22 protein-coding genes and 1 pseudogene are annotated in these 17,773 nt (G+C 41.8%); 15 read left to right on the top strand and 8 right to left on the bottom strand.

What is annotated here, in order from left to right; all coding sequences use genetic code 11:
- Positions 1-122: 122 nt before the first annotated feature.
- The 8 genes and pseudogenes from V7K35_RS15650 to V7K35_RS15620 all read left to right on the top strand — a co-directional run bounded on the left by V7K35_RS15650 (position 123) and on the right by V7K35_RS15620 (position 5,292).
- Entirely contained in the window at positions 123-362 is a 240-nt protein-coding gene (locus V7K35_RS15650) for a helix-turn-helix domain-containing protein (protein WP_335080174.1), read from the top strand.
- A 639-nt stretch (positions 363-1,001) separates the two neighbouring features.
- Positions 1,002-1,091: pseudogene (locus tag V7K35_RS29735) on the top strand (hypothetical protein); the annotation flags it as partial.
- A gap of 18 nt (positions 1,092-1,109) precedes the next feature.
- The gene (locus V7K35_RS29730) at positions 1,110-1,244 is read left to right on the top strand and encodes a hypothetical protein (protein ID WP_442939731.1); all 135 of its coding nucleotides are present in this window, start codon (positions 1,110-1,112) and stop codon (positions 1,242-1,244) included.
- A gap of 126 nt (positions 1,245-1,370) precedes the next feature.
- Positions 1,371-1,544: a hypothetical protein gene (locus V7K35_RS29725; protein WP_442939734.1), complete on the top strand. Its 174-nt coding sequence runs from the start codon at positions 1,371-1,373 to the stop codon at positions 1,542-1,544.
- A 419-nt stretch (positions 1,545-1,963) separates the two neighbouring features.
- Positions 1,964-2,350, top strand: a complete 387-nt coding sequence (locus V7K35_RS15635; RefSeq protein ID WP_334796337.1) for a thioredoxin family protein — start codon at positions 1,964-1,966, stop codon at positions 2,348-2,350.
- 345 nt (positions 2,351-2,695) lie between these two features.
- Complete coding sequence (locus tag V7K35_RS15630; protein ID WP_335080173.1) at positions 2,696-4,798, top strand: NAD(P)H-quinone oxidoreductase subunit 5; 2,103 nt, start codon at positions 2,696-2,698, stop codon at positions 4,796-4,798.
- Between the two features lie 120 nt (positions 4,799-4,918).
- Positions 4,919-5,110, top strand: a complete 192-nt coding sequence (locus V7K35_RS15625; RefSeq protein WP_118162850.1) for a type II toxin-antitoxin system HicB family antitoxin — start codon at positions 4,919-4,921, stop codon at positions 5,108-5,110.
- A complete protein-coding gene (locus V7K35_RS15620) occupies positions 5,107-5,292 on the top strand; it encodes a type II toxin-antitoxin system HicA family toxin (protein ID WP_335080172.1) in 186 nt (61 codons plus the stop codon). The genes V7K35_RS15625 and V7K35_RS15620 overlap by 4 nt, the downstream gene beginning before the upstream one ends.
- A 293-nt stretch (positions 5,293-5,585) precedes the next feature.
- On the opposite strand, the gene V7K35_RS29720 is transcribed toward V7K35_RS15620, so the two are convergent.
- Both V7K35_RS29720 and V7K35_RS15615 read right to left on the bottom strand, forming a co-directional pair.
- The gene (locus V7K35_RS29720; RefSeq protein ID WP_442939730.1) at positions 5,586-5,849 is read right to left on the bottom strand and encodes a ParE family toxin-like protein; all 264 of its coding nucleotides are present in this window, start codon (positions 5,847-5,849) and stop codon (positions 5,586-5,588) included.
- Positions 5,846-6,076, bottom strand: a complete 231-nt coding sequence (locus V7K35_RS15615) for a hypothetical protein (protein ID WP_334796341.1) — start codon at positions 6,074-6,076, stop codon at positions 5,846-5,848. The genes V7K35_RS29720 and V7K35_RS15615 overlap by 4 nt, the downstream gene beginning before the upstream one ends.
- 540 nt (positions 6,077-6,616) lie before the next feature.
- Here V7K35_RS15615 and ndhD1 point away from each other — a divergent pair.
- From ndhD1 to V7K35_RS15600, 3 genes are all read left to right on the top strand, one after another.
- Positions 6,617-8,194: a photosynthetic/respiratory NAD(P)H-quinone oxidoreductase subunit D1 gene (ndhD1, locus tag V7K35_RS15610; protein ID WP_335080171.1), complete on the top strand. Its 1,578-nt coding sequence runs from the start codon at positions 6,617-6,619 to the stop codon at positions 8,192-8,194.
- A 256-nt stretch (positions 8,195-8,450) separates the two neighbouring features.
- The gene (locus V7K35_RS15605) at positions 8,451-9,173 is read left to right on the top strand and encodes a Uma2 family endonuclease (protein WP_335080170.1); all 723 of its coding nucleotides are present in this window, start codon (positions 8,451-8,453) and stop codon (positions 9,171-9,173) included.
- Between the two features lie 150 nt (positions 9,174-9,323).
- Entirely contained in the window at positions 9,324-10,019 is a 696-nt protein-coding gene (locus V7K35_RS15600; RefSeq protein ID WP_335080169.1) for a hypothetical protein, read from the top strand.
- Positions 10,020-10,053: 34 nt separating this feature from the next.
- Here the strand turns inward: V7K35_RS15600 and V7K35_RS15595 are convergent, their stop codons facing one another.
- The 3 genes from V7K35_RS15595 to V7K35_RS15585 form a co-directional block, all read right to left on the bottom strand.
- A complete protein-coding gene (locus tag V7K35_RS15595; RefSeq protein ID WP_335080168.1) occupies positions 10,054-10,290 on the bottom strand; it encodes a hypothetical protein in 237 nt (78 codons plus the stop codon).
- A 10-nt stretch (positions 10,291-10,300) separates the two neighbouring features.
- Complete coding sequence (locus V7K35_RS15590) at positions 10,301-10,588, bottom strand: BrnT family toxin (RefSeq protein WP_335080167.1); 288 nt, start codon at positions 10,586-10,588, stop codon at positions 10,301-10,303.
- Positions 10,589-10,652: 64 nt separating this feature from the next.
- Positions 10,653-10,874 carry a hypothetical protein gene (locus V7K35_RS15585; protein ID WP_335080166.1) on the bottom strand — a complete coding sequence of 74 codons (222 nt, stop codon included), beginning with the start codon at positions 10,872-10,874 and terminating at the stop codon, positions 10,653-10,655.
- 320 nt (positions 10,875-11,194) lie between these two features.
- On the opposite strand from V7K35_RS15585, the gene V7K35_RS15580 reads away from it, so the two are divergent.
- Together V7K35_RS15580 and V7K35_RS15575 are read left to right on the top strand one after the other, a co-directional pair.
- A complete protein-coding gene (locus V7K35_RS15580; protein WP_335080165.1) occupies positions 11,195-12,169 on the top strand; it encodes a hypothetical protein in 975 nt (324 codons plus the stop codon).
- 2 nt (positions 12,170-12,171) lie between these two features.
- Positions 12,172-12,663, top strand: a complete 492-nt coding sequence (locus tag V7K35_RS15575; RefSeq protein ID WP_335080164.1) for a hypothetical protein — start codon at positions 12,172-12,174, stop codon at positions 12,661-12,663.
- A gap of 145 nt (positions 12,664-12,808) precedes the next feature.
- On the opposite strand, the gene V7K35_RS15570 is transcribed toward V7K35_RS15575, so the two are convergent.
- The 3 genes from V7K35_RS15570 to V7K35_RS15560 all read right to left on the bottom strand — a co-directional run bounded on the left by V7K35_RS15570 (position 12,809) and on the right by V7K35_RS15560 (position 15,219).
- Positions 12,809-13,252 (bottom strand): DUF29 domain-containing protein, encoded by a 444-nt coding sequence (locus V7K35_RS15570; protein WP_335080163.1) that lies wholly within the window; start codon positions 13,250-13,252, stop codon positions 12,809-12,811.
- A gap of 125 nt (positions 13,253-13,377) precedes the next feature.
- A complete protein-coding gene (locus V7K35_RS15565; protein WP_335080162.1) occupies positions 13,378-13,650 on the bottom strand; it encodes a LapA family protein in 273 nt (90 codons plus the stop codon).
- A gap of 153 nt (positions 13,651-13,803) precedes the next feature.
- Positions 13,804-15,219, bottom strand: a complete 1,416-nt coding sequence (locus V7K35_RS15560; RefSeq protein ID WP_335080161.1) for a phosphoglucomutase/phosphomannomutase family protein — start codon at positions 15,217-15,219, stop codon at positions 13,804-13,806.
- A gap of 146 nt (positions 15,220-15,365) precedes the next feature.
- Between V7K35_RS15560 and V7K35_RS15555 the strand changes: the two genes are divergently transcribed.
- Together V7K35_RS15555 and V7K35_RS15550 are read left to right on the top strand one after the other, a co-directional pair.
- Positions 15,366-16,220, top strand: a complete 855-nt coding sequence (locus tag V7K35_RS15555; RefSeq protein ID WP_335080160.1) for a PD-(D/E)XK nuclease family protein — start codon at positions 15,366-15,368, stop codon at positions 16,218-16,220.
- A 144-nt stretch (positions 16,221-16,364) separates the two neighbouring features.
- Entirely contained in the window at positions 16,365-17,759 is a 1,395-nt protein-coding gene (locus V7K35_RS15550; RefSeq protein WP_335080159.1) for a papain fold toxin domain-containing protein, read from the top strand.
- The last annotated feature ends 14 nt before the right edge of the window (positions 17,760-17,773 follow it).

The following is a 17,773-nucleotide window of genomic DNA, read 5'->3' as shown; positions in this document are numbered from 1 at the left end:
CCGAATGAATCAACAAGCGTAGCTCTCGACAATCAAGGAGGTGGATGAGGAGATGAACAAATGTCTTGATTGTTGGCGGAAGAGATATTATCATGGTGACTCAAGCGTGATTAGGTCGATTCATGTTGAGAGCGGTCAAAGTCAGACTTTACCTAACAACAGCCCAGCAAGCTCATTTGGTACAAGCCTATAGCTATGTTAGCTGGGTTTGGAATCAGTCTCTATGTGTAATATCTCAGACTTCCAAAAAGGCGGGTAAGGGCTTGTCAGCTTACGACATGAAGAAACAGATTCTAGTTTGGAAAGTTGAGTATAAATGGCTCAAAGTATTTATTCCTAATGTTTGCAGCAATCCTGTTTAAATCTGTCTTAAGCTTTTATCAACTTCTATGATGGTCTGACTAAATACCCAACCTTTAAGACTAGGCACGGTAGACAGTCTCTTCAATATCCAGCTAACGTCAAAATCATCTCTAACTCAGAGATGAAATTTCCTAGAAAACTGGCAGTGGTAAAAGCGAACATTCCCCATGACCTTGTTGGTAAATTGAGAACTATAACTATTTCTCAGATACATGATGGTAGATAATGCATCTTTATTAATTGACCATGAAGCTGAAAAGATACCATCTAGCAACGCCCTTCTCCTGACGGAGACGCCAAGAGCGAACGGGTGACGCTCGTTGCGCTAAAGCGTCTCACCTTCTCGCATTCGTGAGAGGCTAACGCCAAGGGAGAAGACTCGCTAACGCTGCGCTAACACCAGTCGCCTACAGAAGGAGACCAACTTGGGTGCGCTGGTTCACCAGATGCTACAACGGGGGAAAATACGCAACGCACTGGCTCAAGAAGCGAAGGCGATTGGCATTGACGTTGGATTGATTTTGTTGTCACTTCTAACGGGTTAAAATATCAGAATCCAAAACACCTGATAAAAATACGAACGAAACTTAAAGCGTAAACAGCGAAAGCTATCCCGAAAAAAGGATAAGACTACTAACAAACGACGTAAAGCTAAACTAGCTCTGGCTAAAGCTTACTCAAAAATATCTAGAGTTCGAGAGGATTTAATACACAAGGTATCCCGTAAGATAGTTAACGAAAACCGAGTGATTGTGATAGAAAGTTTGGTAGTTAAAAAGTTGGTTAAAAGCTACAACCTTGCTAAATCGATCAGTGATACTGAATGGGGAATATTCCAAACCATGCTTAAATGTAAGACGAAAGGGGAAGGAAAAATTTAGCTCGAAATTGGGCGGTTTTTCCCGTCATCTCATCTCTGTTCTAATAGCTTATTGCTAATTTCTAAGATGGACTCAGGTGTGCGTTCTTTCCTTTGTCCTCACTGCAATACACACCATGACAGAGATGTGAACGCGGCAATTATTATCAGAAATAAAGGCTTGCGGATCTTGTCGTTGGGAACGAGCGATACTGCCCTTGGAGGCAACGTCAGACTAAAGCGTTATGGGCGCAAGTCTACTATTGCCAAAGCTGTTGCCAATAAATTGGGAAACCGACACTTACCGCTTGCCCAAATGTAGGTAGTTCATGCGATCCTTATTGTCAGCATAAAATCCAAAATAGATGATAATTTCACCTGATCAATTACCCCGAATCAATGTACGATCAGTTAAAACAGCTATTCAGTGGAGGTGCGTTCAGTTAGTTTGAGATTTTATATTGGTAGTTGGTCAGTTGCTTTTGCTTGGGAATAAATGGCAATTCAGTCAAATTCACAGGTAGAGATCGCAATAAGGGGTCTAACATCCAAAAAAGCCACCGTGAGAATCGCGCTGGTTTTTTTGTCAGAGACACATCAACGCGCTCAATTTTTGCCTAATTATTCTGTGTCCTGAGATTTGGTTCCTGAAAGCATCTATCGGCAGTTAACGACTTACCAATCCTCACTTCAGTGCTGACAGGTAATTTGATATAAAAACCTTATAATCCAAGAGGCGTCATGGTGTTGTCGGTTAGTGAGCGGACATTTACTCAAGAAGTTTTAGAATCTCCTATTCCTGTTTTAGTTAACTTTGAAGCACCTTGGTGTGGCTTGTGTCGGATTATCCACCCGCTATTGTTGCAATTTCAAGCCCAATGTGGGGAAGAAATTAAATTAGTTGGGATTAATGCCGATCAAAATTTTAAATTGTCTACTACTTATAGGCTAAAGTCACTACCAACCTTACTATTGATTGAAAATGGTACTCTTCGGCATCGCTTGGAAAGCTTTGGCGGCAGAGAAGATTTACGTCTAGCTTTAGAAGACATTAAAGCTAACTACAGCAGTTGCCCAAAAATCTACAAAAGTCCGAAAACAGCTGACTTAGAGTATCGGCCTGCTTGATTGGCATTGGGCATTAAAACTAACGCTCTTTTTTGTCTGTGAGCAGAGAAAAAGTAAGATGCTGACCTTGAATCTTTTTCAAAGCCTCGCTTAATAAGCATTGCCAAAAAATCCTTGTTTGGAACTAAGCACGGAGAAACAATCTTTTAAATATTCTCTAATGAGAGGAAAAAAGAGCGCTAATGACCAATAACAAATGACCAATGACCAGTGACGAAATCTAAAACCATGCTTAACACCCCACCCAATCACCCTTGGGTGGGTTATTTTATCCTAAAGGGTGTGTGTCACAATTATTAACAGTTCCGACACGCTAGTCAAGAATTATAAAAGTAGGCGTCAGTGATGGAAGTAATCTATCAGTATGCCTGGCTGATTCCGGTGTTCCCTCTTCTTGGGGCAATGCTGGTCGGTCTAGGGTTAATCTCGTTGAATCAGGTGACAAACCGCCTCCGCCAGCTTAACGCTGTGGTGATTATCTCCATGATGGCAGCAGCTATGGGGATGTCGTTTGCCTTGCTCTGGAGTCAAATTCAAGGACATGCGTCTTATATTCGCACCTTTGAGTGGGCGGCAGCAGGTAATTTTCACCTGAGCATGGGCTACACTATTGACCACCTGACAGCCCTAATGCTGGTGATTGTCACAACGGTAGCCTGCTTAGTCATGGTTTACACCGATGGCTACATGGCTCACGATCCGGGTTACGTGAGGTTTTACGCCTATCTCAGTTTGTTTGGCTCCTCAATGTTAGGTTTGGTGATCAGCCCCAACCTAGTACAGATTTATATATTCTGGGAACTGGTCGGGATGTGTTCCTACTTGCTGGTCGGCTTTTGGTACGATCGCAAGTCAGCAGCAGATGCCGCTCAAAAAGCGTTTGTGACCAACCGCGTGGGCGACTTTGGTCTTTTACTCGGCATTTTGGGGCTGTTCTGGGCAACAGGAAGCTTTGATTTTAATGTCATGGGCGATCGCCTCGCCCAACTCGTCGAATCAGGTTCTATCAGCAATTTTCTCGCTGTCCTGTTTGCGATTTTAGTTTTCTTAGGCCCAGTTGCAAAATCAGCCCAATTTCCCCTCCACGTCTGGCTACCAGATGCAATGGAAGGCCCCACCCCCATTTCTGCCTTGATTCACGCAGCAACGATGGTGGCGGCGGGTGTTTTCCTGATTGCCCGGATGTACCCAGTATTTGAACACGTCCCAGCCGCAATGAATGTCATTGCCTTTACTGGGGCTTTTACGGCGTTTTTGGGGGCAACCATTGCGATTACCCAAAACGACATCAAAAAGGGCTTGGCTTATTCAACCATTTCCCAACTTGGTTACATGGTGATGGCAATGGGAATAGGTTCCTACAGTGCTGGACTATTCCACCTGATGACCCACGCCTATTTCAAGGCGATGCTGTTCTTGGGTTCAGGTTCGGTAATTCACGGCATGGAAGGTGTCGTTGGACACGACCCTGCCTTAGCGCAAGACATGCGCCTAATGGGCGGACTGCGAAAGTACATGCCGATCACGTCAATTACCTTTTTGATTGGTTGCTTGGCAATTTCTGGTATTCCGCCCTTTGCTGGTTTCTGGTCAAAAGATGAAATTCTGGGGAAGGCTTTTGAGGCTAACCCACTTCTCTGGTTTATCGGCTGGCTAACTGCCGGTATTACTGCTTTTTATATGTTTAGGATGTATTTCTCGACATTTGAAGGCGAATTCCGGGGTAATGACGACAAAATCAAGCAAAAACTTAAAAAAGCTGCGGCGACAATTGTCCTGGAATTAGAGTCACAAGAACCAGTCCCGAATTTTGGGCCTGGGGCGATGAAGAAAGGAGAATTGGCGGCAACTAGTGAGCATCATGACTCCCATGACTCCCACGGGCATCACAGCGACTCCCCCCACGAGTCGCCGTGGACGATGACACTGCCGTTGGCACTGTTGGCTGTGCCTTCGATTTTGATTGGTTTGGTGGGAACTCCCTACGCCAATTATTTTGAAGAGTTTATCTTTCCTCCTAGCGAAACTCTCTCCGAAGTTATAGAAAAGGCTTCCGAGTTCAATCCGACGGAATTCTACATTATGGCGGGTGCCTCAGTCGGAATTTCTTTGATTGCGATTACTTTGGCTTCGCTGATGTATTTGCGCCATAAGATTGACCCGGCTGCGATCGCTGCTAAAATCAAACCACTTTACGAGTTATCCCTCAACAAGTGGTATTTTGATGACATTTACCATCGGGTTTTTGTTGTCGGCTTGCGTCGCCTAGCTAGACAAGTTATGGAAGTTGACTTCCGCGTTGTAGATGGTGCTGTTAACCTCACAGGCTTTTTCACCCTTGTTAGTGGTGAAGGTCTGAAGTACCTAGAAAACGGTCGCGCTCAATTCTATGCCTTGATTGTGTTTGGGGCGGTTTTGGGCTTAGTGGTTGTCTTTGGTGTCACCTGATTTCTATAGGGGTGGGCGACTGTCCGCCCCTAAGTTTTTTTTTAAGAGTCTAATTTAGACTCTTTTTTTGGCGGATAGTTCAGTAATTCGATAGTTTAGAAAAAGGCAGCGAATAGGCACATGACAAAGAAGAAATACATTTACTGGCAAGATGATGATATGTGGTTAGGTTATCTCGAAGAATATCCTGACTATTGGACTCAGGGTGAAACAGAAGAGGAGTTAAGAGAAAATCTACTTGATATTTACAGTGAATTAACAAGTGGAAATATCCAAAATATTCGTAGAGTTGCAGAACTTGAAGTTTCATGAAACGAAGAGATTTAATCAGTAAGATTGAAGAAATGGGTTGTATCTTCGTTCGTCATGGTGGCAAACATGATTGGTATCAGAATCCAATAACAAAAATTTCTCAAGCTGTTCCCAGACATAGAGAAATCAAAGAGCAACTTGCAAAACATATTATTAAGATGCTTAGTAATGAAGCTGGCTAATGCTTAGAATAAGAGGTAATTGTACTAGAGAGTTTAGGTACTCACTATGACCATATTTGTGCTTTTAGCTCTTCTCTTGTTCATAAATTCAAGCTAAACCAATGATGCCGTTAACCTCACGGGCTTTTTCATCCTTGTTAGCGGTGAAGGTCTGAAGTCCACAAAAAAGGTCGCGCTCAATTCTATTACATTATTTATTGAATTGAAATCTAAGGATTTTTAGGATCAAGAAAAATTACTAATATTTAAAATATAGAATTTTATTATAAGTGGTAAATCAAATAGCGATCGGGTTATGAAAAAAAACTTTCATAATCGTCATGGCTACCTATCCAGAACCATGTAACTGTATCACCCTCTAAAACCCCAATTGCTCGATAATTGCGAGTTATTCTGACAGACCAAATATTCTCCTCGTTATTTATACATTTGAAATGCAAAGACGGATGAAAAGGATTTTCTCTCCATAACTGATAAGCTTTTTTTACACTCTGTCTAACTTGCTTGTTAAGAGACTGATATTTATCCCAAAAAGAAGGAAGACTTGCAGAATTCATAACTTTTCATAGTTCATTGGTTTTGCAAGTCCTTCTGCAATCTCTCTTTTAGCAGATTGGGCAGATGCAATCAGTTGTTGTTGAGTTTTCTTAAATGATTTATCCCATTTGAATTCATCTTGCAAATCTTCCAGGTACTCTCGGAGATGTTCTGCAACTCTTTCTTGCACATCTTCAGATAAAGATTCCATCATCTTAATTACAGTAGCGATCGCTGGAGATGACATAATCGAATTTCCTTTATCAACTTTCCCTGTCTATTTTACTAAAAAAACTCAATCAAATCACCTATTGTCGTGATGAGAGCGATCTGTTGCCAAAGTTATACAAGGACGAGTACATCTGTTGTTTCTCCATTTAGGTTGGTGACATAACGGATCTGACTTTCAATTTGTGTGATTATCATTATGGTTATTTCTCCTGTCATGTTTTTTTGCACCAAATCGCTTTTTACATTAATCATCAAACAGCATCGTGTATTTTTAACGATAGGTTAGACTACGCGTAGACGCAGAGCGGCTTGTCGTAGACATCGCACCACTAAACTATAATTTTAGCGGCTTTTTTAGGGTAAATTTTTGACACTTGGGAGTATCTCAAACTACATTTTGCACCCCCAACTGTTAAAAAAGATTCTCAAGAGAAAAAATAGGAGATTGCTAATTTAATTAAATCAACCTAACGAGGAAGACGAAATCCTCAAAAAGCTGTTAGTTAATAACTAGTGACTTTTTGCCAAACATGATTTTGATAGCAGACGAATTGTGATGAATACAGCTAATTTTCCGTGGCTGACGACGATTATTCTGTTTCCGATAGCGGCGTCGCTACTTCTTCCGATCATCCCTGATAAAGAAGGCAAAACAGTGCGCTGGTACTCCCTGATCGTAGGGCTGATAGATTTTGCACTGATTGTTTATGCTTTTTATACTCAGTATGATTTCTCCAATCCAGGTTTGCAGTTGGTGGAAAGTTACCCCTGGGTACCCCAACTAGATTTGAATTGGTCAGTAGGGGCAGATGGCTTATCCATGCCCCTAATTATTTTGACTGGATTCATTACCACGCTGGCGATTTTAGCAGCTTGGCCTATTACCTTCAAGCCCAAGCTATTTTACTTCTTGATTTTGGCGATGTATGGCGGTCAGATTGCCGTGTTCGCTGTCCAGGATATGCTGTTATTTTTCCTGGTGTGGGAACTGGAACTGGTGCCGATATACTTTCTGCTGTCAATTTGGGGAGGCAAAAGGCGGCAATATGCAGCGACCAAATTTATTTTATACACTGCTGGCGGGTCGCTGTTTATTTTGCTATCTGCCCTGACAATGGGATTTTACGGCGATACGGTGACGTTTGACATGCGATCGCTCGCCTTAAAGGACTTCGCCCTAAATTTCCAGCTTGCCCTCTATGCTGGCTTCCTGATTGCCTACGCCGTCAAGTTGCCGATTATTCCCTTGCACACCTGGCTACCTGATGCCCACGGGGAAGCTACAGCCCCTGTACACATGTTATTGGCAGGGATTCTCCTGAAAATGGGCGGTTACGCCTTAATTCGGATGAATGCCCAAATGCTCCCCGACGCCCACGCTTTCTTTGCGCCAGTATTTGTAGTTTTGGGGGTAGTTAATATCATCTACGCTGCCTTGACATCCTTTGCCCAGCGCAACCTGAAGCGAAAAATTGCCTACTCGTCAATTTCTCACATGGGCTTTGTGATGATTGGTATCGCCTCCTTCACGGATTTGGGATTGAGTGGGGCAGTATTGCAAATGGTTTCTCACGGGTTAATTGGGGCGAGTTTGTTCTTCCTTGTAGGGGCAACTTACGATCGCACACACACCCTGATGTTGGATGAAATGGGCGGTGTTGCTAAGAGAATGCCGAAGATTTTTGCTATGTTCACCACCTGTTCAATGGCTTCTTTGGCATTGCCAGGAATGAGCGGTTTTGTGGCAGAATTAATGGTGTTTGTCGGCTTTGCTACTAGCGATGCTTATAGCTCTACCTTCAAAGTCATTGTGGTGTTTTTGATGGCAGTGGGAGTAATTTTAACTCCGATTTATCTGCTGTCGATGTTGCGGGAAATTTTCTACGGAGAAGAAAATAAGGAATTAGTTTCTCACCAAGCTTTGATAGATGCTGAACCACGTGAAGTATTTATCATTGCTTGTTTGTTGGTGCCAATTATTGGTATTGGTTTCTATCCGAAGTTGCTGACTCAAATGTACGACGCCACAACTGTACAATTGACAGCAAGATTGCGTGATTCTGTGCCGACATTAGCACAGCAAAAAGACGATGCATTAAAGGTTTCTTTGAGTGCGCCGTCAATTGCTAATTAAGTTGCGATCGCTAGTTTAGTTGAAATATTTATTACTTTGAGGGCAGGTAGAAAACCTGCCCTTTTTTGATGTACATTGCTTGGAGGCGATCGCTAATAAGCTAAAAATCTTTTAATTTGCATCCTCAAAAAAATAAATCTCTTGTGGGGTGGGCATCTTGCCCGCCCTAGTTGTGCAAATTAAATGCGTGACAGCTTACCAATTCTGTAATAGATTACCTACAATCTATCTAAAATAAGATTTGGCAAAACCGCTCATGTTAAACTACAATCCGCTACATTGTTTGCCATCTTCCGAAGAATTACCCGACTCAGATGATACCGCTGTGGATAATGAACTCCAAAATTTAATTCCCGGCTTGCTGAAAACGACACTAGCTTTGGTTTGGTGCGATCGCTGGGATTGGTTCTTTGGTGTTGATATGGGTATTTATTATCACCCAGATAAATCAGCCATTGTCCCTGATGGGTTTCTCAGCTTAGGAGTTAAACGCTTCATTGATGAGGACTTGCGCCTGAGTTATGTGCTGTGGGAAGAAAGTAAACTGCCGATTTTAGCACTAGAAGTTGTTTCCCAAATATATCGGGAAGAATATAGCAGCAAGAAAGAATTGTATGCCAAAGAATTAGGAATTTTGTACTACGTTGTATATAGTCCCCTACGGCGTAAAAAGCTGCCTTTGGAAGTGTATCGTCTAGTTGATGGGGAATATATCTTAATATCAGGAAATCCTGTTTGGCTACCAGAGATTGGTTTAGGAATTGGGCGAGAACGGGGAATTTATCAAGGTATAGTGCGGGAGTGGCTGTACTGGTATGACGAGGAAGGGCAAAAATTGTTGACACCAGAAGAACGTATTAGGGAAGCGGAAGAACGCGCAGCTTTTGAAGAACAGCGACGTGTGGAAGCAGAACAACAAGTGAAAATGTTAACGGAAAGGTTAAAGGCACTTGGTGTAGATCCAGAAACTTTGTCATAGATTCACTAAATTTCGGAATTTTCGCTGTCTTAATGTTAATTTGCTTGCTGGTTAGGGAATTATATCTATAAAGTAACTAATAGCTTGACAGTACAAATCGTAAAGACTGGTTGCTCGATAAATATATTTACCAAAACCTTCATCAAAAATATGGAAGTTAAATTAGGATTTGGAGCAGTCCCAAAACCTCAATATGTTTTTGTCAGCAAAGAAGCCGATCACTGCTGGTATATGCTCGCTGAAGATGAAAGACGCATCCCTATTTATGAGAGAGCTTTGACTGGCGTAATTACAGGGATAGAAGTTAATAAAAAGGTTGAAAATACATTCGGAGAAGTTATAAGAACAGATTTAAATGTTTTGGCAGATAAACCTTATATTATCCGCTCAGGAAGCGATACCTATTTCTGTAAAGGCTTATTGCTGTCTTTAGATATTCTTACTTTTGAACAACTGCGTCATCCACTTACTATTGCCGTTAGTCCTGGAGATAAAAAAGTAGTATTTTGTAACATTTACGATCCAGTCACTTATCGCTCTGTAGGTGTTAGTTGGGATGGACATAATGAAATTGATTGGCAAACTCTAGGGCAAAAAGTCAGTTTAAAAATTAATAAAATTAAAAATTTAAATCAAGAGCCAATACAAATATCTGCTAATACAACGGCATCAGAAAATCATGCAGTTTTGATAGCTCAAAGTGACACATATTTAGCACAATTAAACTGGACTCCAGAGCAGGGAAGGGAGTATTTGCACCAGAGATATGGCAAGCGATCGCGCCTACAACTCAGTGATACAGAAATTTTGGACTTCATTGATTATCTAAGGCTACAACTAACCTAAAACTGCCCAACTAGCCATCCGATTTAGTCTGGTATTAAGTTGACTTCGCCTCAGATGCTGGATAAGCTTTGTGTGCTTCTGCGTAAATTTTTAATGCTACAGCCATTTGCTGTTCGGCAATCTCTCCCTGTGCTTTAAACCAAGCAAAAGTTTCAGAATCTACCTGAACTGTGATTGTTACAGCTGACTTGGGCATTCGCAATTGTGCTTTAGCAAAAAATTCTTCTGACAAGGGTGGAATATCTGAGGTGTCGATGTCTTCGTCACTCATTGCATCGACTCTAACCCAATCGGTTTTTGAGGTATTGTTCATAGCTTTTTCGTTCGTGAGATAGTGCCTTTCTTAATGAGATGATCCGAACCATTTCTTCACCTGGCTCGGTGTAAATAACTACTACAATTCGACCATTAAGTAGTCCAATGCCGAGATACCGTTCCTCTCCATAGTCCTCTCGTTCATCTAGGTAGACAAGCATGGGTAGATTAAAGATGCGGAAAGCATCAGCAAAGTCGAAACCATGCTTTGTGATGTTGCTTTGGTTTTTACGCTCATCCCACTCAAACTTCATGGACACAATATACCAGTGATACCGGGCAAATGAACTGTGACTACATCACCGGGATTGAATGTCACTAAAGTATTTCCTCACTTTTAGGGAAAATTGAAGCTGCGTACTGTAAGGAGAAGGATGCTAAATCAACCTGATCTTGCTCAGTCCAAGTATCACTTTGGTCGATGATGGACAAATTTTGCTGGACTAGCTCATTCAGAATCAGGTTTGCCAAGCGTAGCTGCTCAGTCGGTGATAAGTTACAAACAACTTGGCTGTATATCTCTTGGGCAGTATTGGACATAATTAATCCTCCTGCCCTTCATCCTAACAGTTGTGATCCCTGCGGCAAGATGCTATAAAACATCTACCCGAAAGTAGTCTAGTGGCTAAAGATAGATAAATTGTTGGGTTTCCTTACTTCAAATCAATCTACAGTGATGTGCGATCGCACTCAACACAAAAAGGATTGACAACTGCATTCATCGCAGTCTCAAATTTATACCTTCTGAATGTTAATTAGTTGGTATCTCAGGGAAGTATAAGTATAAGGTGATGCTTTTTTTTCATATTTAACCCTTAGACAATTACTAACCAAATACTAATTACAATCAGGAGTATTTCATGATTCCACTTATCTTAGGTGCTGCTGCTTTGGCTACTGGAGCCTTCGGAGCGCTAAAAGGTGCTGAAGGGATTGGCAATATGAATCAGGCAAAGGAAATTGGTGAACAGGCTCAACAAAAATACGAAAGTAGCTTGCAAAAGTTAAAAGCAGCTTGGGAAATTACCAACCAGTCAGCAGAAGTTTATGGTCAAATGCAACTTCGTATCAAACAGGGTACAATTTCAAACTTTATAGCTTTTATTGAGAGAATTGGTCAGCGAGCTTCCCAAAACAATCTGGACATTGTAGCTGGATTAGACATCTCCACTCAGCAAATTCAGGAGTATAAAACAGAAGTTATCAAAGCTGAACAGTGGGTGAAAGGTGGTGTGAAAACAGCCGTTGCAGCCTCAGCAGCAGGTTCTGCTGCAATTACCTTAGCAAGGAGTGTAGGCACAGTTCAAGTTTCCAAGTTCTTTGGATTGTGGGCTAGTGAAGTCGCTATCTCCCAAGTTGGTGGTGCTGCGGCTTGGACTGGAGCCATAACTTGGTTAGGTGGTGGTACTAGTATGGCGGTTGGTGGTGCTGTATTGGGAGGTATTACACTCGGCCCGGCGTTAATGGTTGGGGGTTTTCAACTTGCTGGTAAGGGTGAGGAAGCTTTGACTAAAGCGCGGGAGTATGAAGCTAATGTCAACGTAGAGATTGCCAATATTGAAGCAGCTCAAGATTTTCTATTACAGGTTAAACGGCGAACAGTGGAACTGGCTAATTTAGTGTGTAATTTAAACAATCGTGCTAAATCTGCACTTGAGCAGCTTGAAGCCCAACCTTTTAATCGCGATCGCGATGCTAGCAAGTTTCAAGAAGTAGCACTTTTAATTAAAGCACTTGCAGAAATTATGAAAATTCCTATTTTAGATAATGAAGGACTGTTAAACCCTTCTAGCTTAACTATCCAAGCTAAATACAAAACTCTGGGAGGTATTTAGCAATGGTTTTGCAAAGTATTAATACAATATGCACTGCGGTTAATGCCACAAAATCGTTAGTAAGCATTATTTCCAGTTACAAGCAAATTGGAGAGCAAGAACGGACTAAAAGGCGTGAGATAGCAGCTTTGGAAAAAACACAATGTCTTGACATAGTTTTTTCAGCTTATACTGAATATAAAATAATTGCCGAACAAGAACAGACAAAGCGGCGAGAGATTGATGCTTGGGAAAAAGAAACAATCACCAAGATTAACGCCCAGCGAGAGTTGCTGATAGCGTATCTAGATGGCTCTTTTGATGAACGTGCAGAAAACTTTCGCGCTTTGTTTGCTGTCGTTGATAATGCAATCGCATCCGGCAATAATGAACAACTAGCCCTTACCTTAAATTCAATCACAGAAATTGCTAAATCCTGCCCTTTCAAAGAACTTGCAAATTTAGCTTCTGTTCGCGCCGCCCTAGATGATCCAAATCACGAATGGACATTTTGATTTTATAAAAGTGCGATCGCTCTGCCAAAACTTTCTAAAAAAGCCTACCAACATAGGCTTTTTTCATGTGGTGCGAAGCTTCCAGGCTACAGACGTTTTGAGATAATAGCGATCGCTACTAACCACACAGCCACCAATACACTTATCAAATATCGCTTGCTTCTGGTAGCCAGTCTTCATCCAACAATAACTCTAAAGAATATGGACACTCTTCTGGAAACACAGATACAAGTATCCCCGTTTGCTTGGCTGCTTGCCGACGCGCCCTTTGATAACTTTCTTCAAGTTGCTCTGTAGGATAACTCTTGAGACTAGGACTATCGAGTATGGCTAACTCAATTTGGGTACGAGAATCAGTAATAGAATCCAACCAACTATCTGAGCGACGTTGAGGTTGATATTGCCACTTGAACAGATGCAACAGTAGGCGAGTTAGTTGACTAGCAATACCTCGTCGTTCACTTTTGCCCAAACTTTCAACCTCTTCAATCAGATGTTCCAGATCGACTTCCTGCCAGCGATGCGATCGCAATAGTTGGGCTGTCTGTTCAATCCACAAATTAAAATCTGCTGTATAAATTCCACTCATAGACGTTTTTGATCAGCTGCATAGCTTCGTAGACAGTAATTCGCATTCCTCGAATACAAGGCTTAACACCTCATTTTCCTGGTTTGATCGTAATAATGTTTTGGTACTGCACAGCTATTCAAGGCTCAAAAATCTTCATCAACAAAAAATTCGGCATCGTCTTCCAATCGAGAATTACGCTGTCCAAAACTAGCAAGTCCCCAAAGAGGTTGCAGCAGCGCCATGCCAATTAACCCTATACCGGCACTAAAAGTTAGCACTAAACCCATTGGTATTTGAATCGATTGGAATGTTAAGAATTTTAACGATACGGGTGTGGCATTTTGGACTGAAATAATCGCGATCGCTATCACCCAAACCGCTACAACTAGAGATGTCAAAAAAGGAGCGATTTTCATACTTTCAGCGAAGTGAGGATTTAGGAGTGAGGAGTTAGAAGTTATTAATTCACATTTTGATAGAAATTAGAAATCAAGAGTTCAGAATTGCTAATTTACAACTCTTAACTTCTAATTCATAACTCTTAACTCTTAACTCCTAACTCCTAATTCTTATGCCTCTAGTTTAGCAATGGCACTCTCTAACTCTTGGGCGATTTGAGTGAGTTTTTCGGGAGTGTTGGTTTCTAGATAGACGCGCACTAGTGGTTCTGTGCCAGAAGGACGCAGTAAAACCCAGCTACCCTCTTCTAAATACAGCTTAATACCGTCTTTACGCCCCACTTCCTTGACTTTAATTCCTGCTACCTCTGTGGGTGGATTTTTGGTAAAAGAGTCGATGACGGCGGTTTTGTGCGCCTCTGTGAGGTGCAAATCAAGACGGTTGTTGTAAAGTGGACCATCGGCTTCAGCGATCGCTTCCTTAACCAGCTGACTCAAAGGTTTGCCTTCATAGGCGATCGCTTCTGCCACCAGCATATCGGCTAATACCCCGTCTTTTTCGGGAATATGCCCAATAATACTCAAACCACCTGATTCCTCTCCACCAATTAACACGGCAGTTTCCCGCATTTTTTCGCCGATGTATTTAAAACCAACTGCTGTTTCGTAAATTTGCAGCCCATTTTTAGCAGCGAAATTATCCAGCAGGTGGGTTGTAGCGACAGTGCGGACTATCGCGCCGGTTTTACCTTTGTTTTTGATTAAATGACGTGCTAGGAGTAGCAGCACAGTATTAGGAGTAAGGACGTTTCCTTGTTCATCGACGATGCCAAAGCGATCGCTATCTCCATCCGTTGCCAAGCCCAAATCTGCTTGATCGCGAACTACAGCTTCCACTAACTCTACTAATTGTTCTCCTTTGGGTTCTGGCATTCCACCGCCAAATAAAACATCCCTCCAATCGTGGAAACTTTCTAACTGAACGCCACTATGTTGCAAAACTTCATCTAAATAGCCACGAGAGGTAGAATAGAGCGCATCGTACTTTACCTTTAAATTAGCGCTTTTAATCCGTTCTACATCAAGTAGGGTGTAGATAAATTGCAGGTAATCTGGTTTGGGATCGAAAATAGAAATTGAACCCGATGGGTTGCTCCCAGGCAACTCATCCGATGCACTTTCGATATTTGCCACAATAGTATCAGTAATCTCTGGAGTGGCAGGCCCAGCATAATCGGGTATATATTTAATTCCACAGTAGGGTGCTGGATTATGGCTAGCAGTAAACATCAACGCCCCTGCGGAATTTAGGTGACGGGCGTTGTAGGCAATTACTGGTGTGGGACAATCCCTGTCAGTAATTTTGACAGTCCAACCCAAATCTGCCAGGACTTGGGCCGCTGTTTGGGCAAACTCGTCAGCTAAAAAGCGAGTATCGTAGGCAATAAGTACTGGTCTATCTTTTGTGTAGGCTGTTTCTAAGTAAGTGGCGATTGCCCTTGTTACTTTCCGCACATTTGGGAAAGTAAAGTCATCGGCAATAATCCCTCGCCATCCATCGGTGCCAAATTTTATCTTGCTGGACATTTTTGCCACTTGCTCCCGTACATTATCAGTACTATTAAAGCTTCCCGCAAAGCGTGTGTAGCAGCAAGTATTCTCCGAAGTTCTTTTCTAAGGAAGCCTTAGGTTAAACTTCTCCCCATCGTATTTTCTCTCACTGTTTCTGAGCAATGTCAACCCCCGATCGACCTTTTGCCAGTTATCACCTTTGGTCTCTAGTTGCCCCAGCAACCGGGCAAGAACGCTGGCATTGCCAGATGAGACGGGGGTTTATCAAAGCACGGCAACACGAACCACAGATCAAAGCGCTCTTAGCGCAAGCCACCGCACCCCAGCGGATTGGGATACTCGCCCAAAAAGGTGTTTATGAGTTTCATCATCACAGACATCTGTTGAAGCAAGCAGATGGTGTAGAAAAAGTTGCACAGTTACTGAAATTAGGCAACTCAAGCAATCAAGTCCAGCAACGTGTCTTGCAAATTTTAAAAAAATATCACGATGCTCCGTTGCTTTTGGATAAAGATATTATCCAATTAACTCCGGGCGATGAAGGCTTTCCTAAACCGATAGTAATTGAACAAGAAGATTATTGCTTTCGCTTATATGCGGCTATGGACTGCGTTTTCATTGAATCTGATCGCACAATACATATTTTAGATTTCAAAACTGGGAAGTCTGCTTTTGACCGACGACAGGCATTAGTTTATTTATTAGCTGCCCGTTATCTTTATCCAGGACGGGAAGCTGTTGCATCATTTTATAATTTAGAAATATGCAAAAAGTCAGAGTTAATTAGCATCAACAATAGTGAATTAGAATCTTTAAAATTAGAGTTAGCTAATGTTGCCCACAAGCATCAGCACGATTTGCAAAAGTATCAGGAAGAAACTACTAATTTTAGTAAAATTTTCCCTCCCAATCCTGGCTCTCACTGCCGCTTTTGCCCATTTAACTCAATCTGTGACTTTGCCGACTTTAAGCAAACTCAATCATATCCACTGCCCAGTTTAAGAGTTAATAGCTAATTTTTTACCTCTTTATCTTAGTTCAATCTTCAAAAAAATTTGCTAAATCATCGTACTTTTACTGTTCTCGCTTTTCACTCCTATCAGACAACCTAGATGTAAACTACACCGATTTTTTTCTTGGGTTATCAGGGGTTAAGACTAATGCGATTAATGATAAATAAATTTGTTTTTAAATCAGTTGGAATTTGGACTTTTCTTTTACTTTTAATATTTAAAGGGATTTTACCTCAACCTGCCTATGCATTGCTGTCGTCTCTAGATGCTTGTGCTGTTAAACCTGAATGTGCTGAGGCTATAGGCTTGGAATTATCTTCTACTATTGCTGCTCCTACTGCGGAGGCTGCTGGAACGACAGCAATTAGCACAACTACAGCTACCGGAGCTACTACTTCTTCTGTGGAAGCTGTTGCTGGGACTACAGTTGTTGGGGATATGCGCCTACCTGGAGTTGCGGCTTATTATATTTGGAATCGGGGTCAAAATCAGAAGGCTCAGGAAAAGGCTAAGGAAAAGTATTGTGAGTCTCACGCTGATATTGTTGCTTGTGGTGGGAAAGGTGGCCCCACAGGTACTGCTTGGTTTCCTAATACAATAACTTTTACTCAGCAGTCTGATGGGAGCTATTATCTTTATGGAAAGTGGATAACTCCTAACTGTACTGCCTCTCCTAATTATGCTTCTGGTTTAGGGTACTTTACTAACCCATATCTTTTACTTGTTGACTTCTCTCCCGTTCCAGGATGTGTTGGTCAGGTTGCTATTGAAGGTGATCCAACCCAGTGGAAGAATTGGAGCCAATATTTACGGAATCAAGCTGTTAATTCGCTGACATCCTCTGATTGGCAAGGTTTAATTAGTTCAATGCCAGCAGGAGGCATATTAAATCCTGGAGATAAGATTCATGCTCCTACAATTGTAATTCCAGGGCAAGAGACAGACGACCCTAATACGCCCGCAGATGAGCGTTTGTTGAGAAAGGAGTCTGGATTTTTTACTTTTCCTGGAATTCCTGATTTTGATAAAGATGGCATTCCAGATTCAATTGACTTAGACAATGATAATGACGGAATAGTAAATACGAATGATCCAGAACCGTACAATCCTAATGTTCCATTCGCAAGCAGTGCGCCCGATCAGTCAGCAAAAGTTACTCCTGAAGTTCTTCAAGACATCCGCGATATTGTAGATCCCTATAAAAATAAAGAGTGTGTTCCATGCGCTGCTGAAATTGAGGCTTACTTGAGAGAGAAAGGTATTCATGGAGAGCGCATTAAACTTGATGCTGTCAAAATAGTGGATGAAGATAGCAACATCTATGATGATAGCCATCCACCAAAAGCAGAAGAAGACGGTTATATTATTTCAACCAACGGTCATCATGAAGGAATTGCGATTAAAATAAATGGAGAAGAAAAGGTTTTTGATAACCTTCATCCTGACGCAGTTACAAGGCAGCAATGGATGAACGATCTCACATATCATAGTAAGGTATTTGGACAATCCGATTTTCGTAAATCAGGATACTTATTCCCATAATAATTGGAGTAATC

It is taken from the genome of Nostoc sp. (genome assembly GCF_036917275.1).
In the GTDB taxonomy this organism is placed as follows: domain Bacteria; phylum Cyanobacteriota; class Cyanobacteriia; order Cyanobacteriales; family Nostocaceae; genus Nostoc.
This window is presented reverse-complemented; position numbering and strand designations above follow the sequence as displayed.

What these genes read in the sequence shown, in the direction of transcription:
- V7K35_RS15650 (WP_335080174.1), top strand. Translation starts at nt 123, where the DNA reads ATGTTGAGAGCGGTCAAAGTCAGACTTTACCTAACAACAGCCCAGCAA.
- V7K35_RS15635 (WP_334796337.1), top strand. Translation starts at nt 1,964, where the DNA reads ATGGTGTTGTCGGTTAGTGAGCGGACATTTACTCAAGAAGTTTTAGAA.
- V7K35_RS15630 (WP_335080173.1), top strand. Translation starts at nt 2,696, where the DNA reads ATGGAAGTAATCTATCAGTATGCCTGGCTGATTCCGGTGTTCCCTCTT.
- V7K35_RS15625 (WP_118162850.1), top strand. Translation starts at nt 4,919, where the DNA reads ATGACAAAGAAGAAATACATTTACTGGCAAGATGATGATATGTGGTTA.
- V7K35_RS15620 (WP_335080172.1), top strand. Translation starts at nt 5,107, where the DNA reads ATGAAACGAAGAGATTTAATCAGTAAGATTGAAGAAATGGGTTGTATC.
- V7K35_RS29720 (WP_442939730.1), bottom strand. Translation starts at nt 5,849, where the DNA reads ATGAATTCTGCAAGTCTTCCTTCTTTTTGGGATAAATATCAGTCTCTT.
- V7K35_RS15615 (WP_334796341.1), bottom strand. Translation starts at nt 6,076, where the DNA reads ATGTCATCTCCAGCGATCGCTACTGTAATTAAGATGATGGAATCTTTA.
- ndhD1 (WP_335080171.1), top strand. Translation starts at nt 6,617, where the DNA reads ATGAATACAGCTAATTTTCCGTGGCTGACGACGATTATTCTGTTTCCG.
- V7K35_RS15605 (WP_335080170.1), top strand. Translation starts at nt 8,451, where the DNA reads ATGTTAAACTACAATCCGCTACATTGTTTGCCATCTTCCGAAGAATTA.
- V7K35_RS15600 (WP_335080169.1), top strand. Translation starts at nt 9,324, where the DNA reads ATGGAAGTTAAATTAGGATTTGGAGCAGTCCCAAAACCTCAATATGTT.
- V7K35_RS15595 (WP_335080168.1), bottom strand. Translation starts at nt 10,290, where the DNA reads ATGAGTGACGAAGACATCGACACCTCAGATATTCCACCCTTGTCAGAA.
- V7K35_RS15590 (WP_335080167.1), bottom strand. Translation starts at nt 10,588, where the DNA reads ATGAAGTTTGAGTGGGATGAGCGTAAAAACCAAAGCAACATCACAAAG.
- V7K35_RS15585 (WP_335080166.1), bottom strand. Translation starts at nt 10,874, where the DNA reads ATGTCCAATACTGCCCAAGAGATATACAGCCAAGTTGTTTGTAACTTA.
- V7K35_RS15580 (WP_335080165.1), top strand. Translation starts at nt 11,195, where the DNA reads ATGATTCCACTTATCTTAGGTGCTGCTGCTTTGGCTACTGGAGCCTTC.
- V7K35_RS15575 (WP_335080164.1), top strand. Translation starts at nt 12,172, where the DNA reads ATGGTTTTGCAAAGTATTAATACAATATGCACTGCGGTTAATGCCACA.
- V7K35_RS15570 (WP_335080163.1), bottom strand. Translation starts at nt 13,252, where the DNA reads ATGAGTGGAATTTATACAGCAGATTTTAATTTGTGGATTGAACAGACA.
- V7K35_RS15565 (WP_335080162.1), bottom strand. Translation starts at nt 13,650, where the DNA reads ATGAAAATCGCTCCTTTTTTGACATCTCTAGTTGTAGCGGTTTGGGTG.
- V7K35_RS15560 (WP_335080161.1), bottom strand. Translation starts at nt 15,219, where the DNA reads ATGTCCAGCAAGATAAAATTTGGCACCGATGGATGGCGAGGGATTATT.
- V7K35_RS15555 (WP_335080160.1), top strand. Translation starts at nt 15,366, where the DNA reads ATGTCAACCCCCGATCGACCTTTTGCCAGTTATCACCTTTGGTCTCTA.
- V7K35_RS15550 (WP_335080159.1), top strand. Translation starts at nt 16,365, where the DNA reads ATGCGATTAATGATAAATAAATTTGTTTTTAAATCAGTTGGAATTTGG.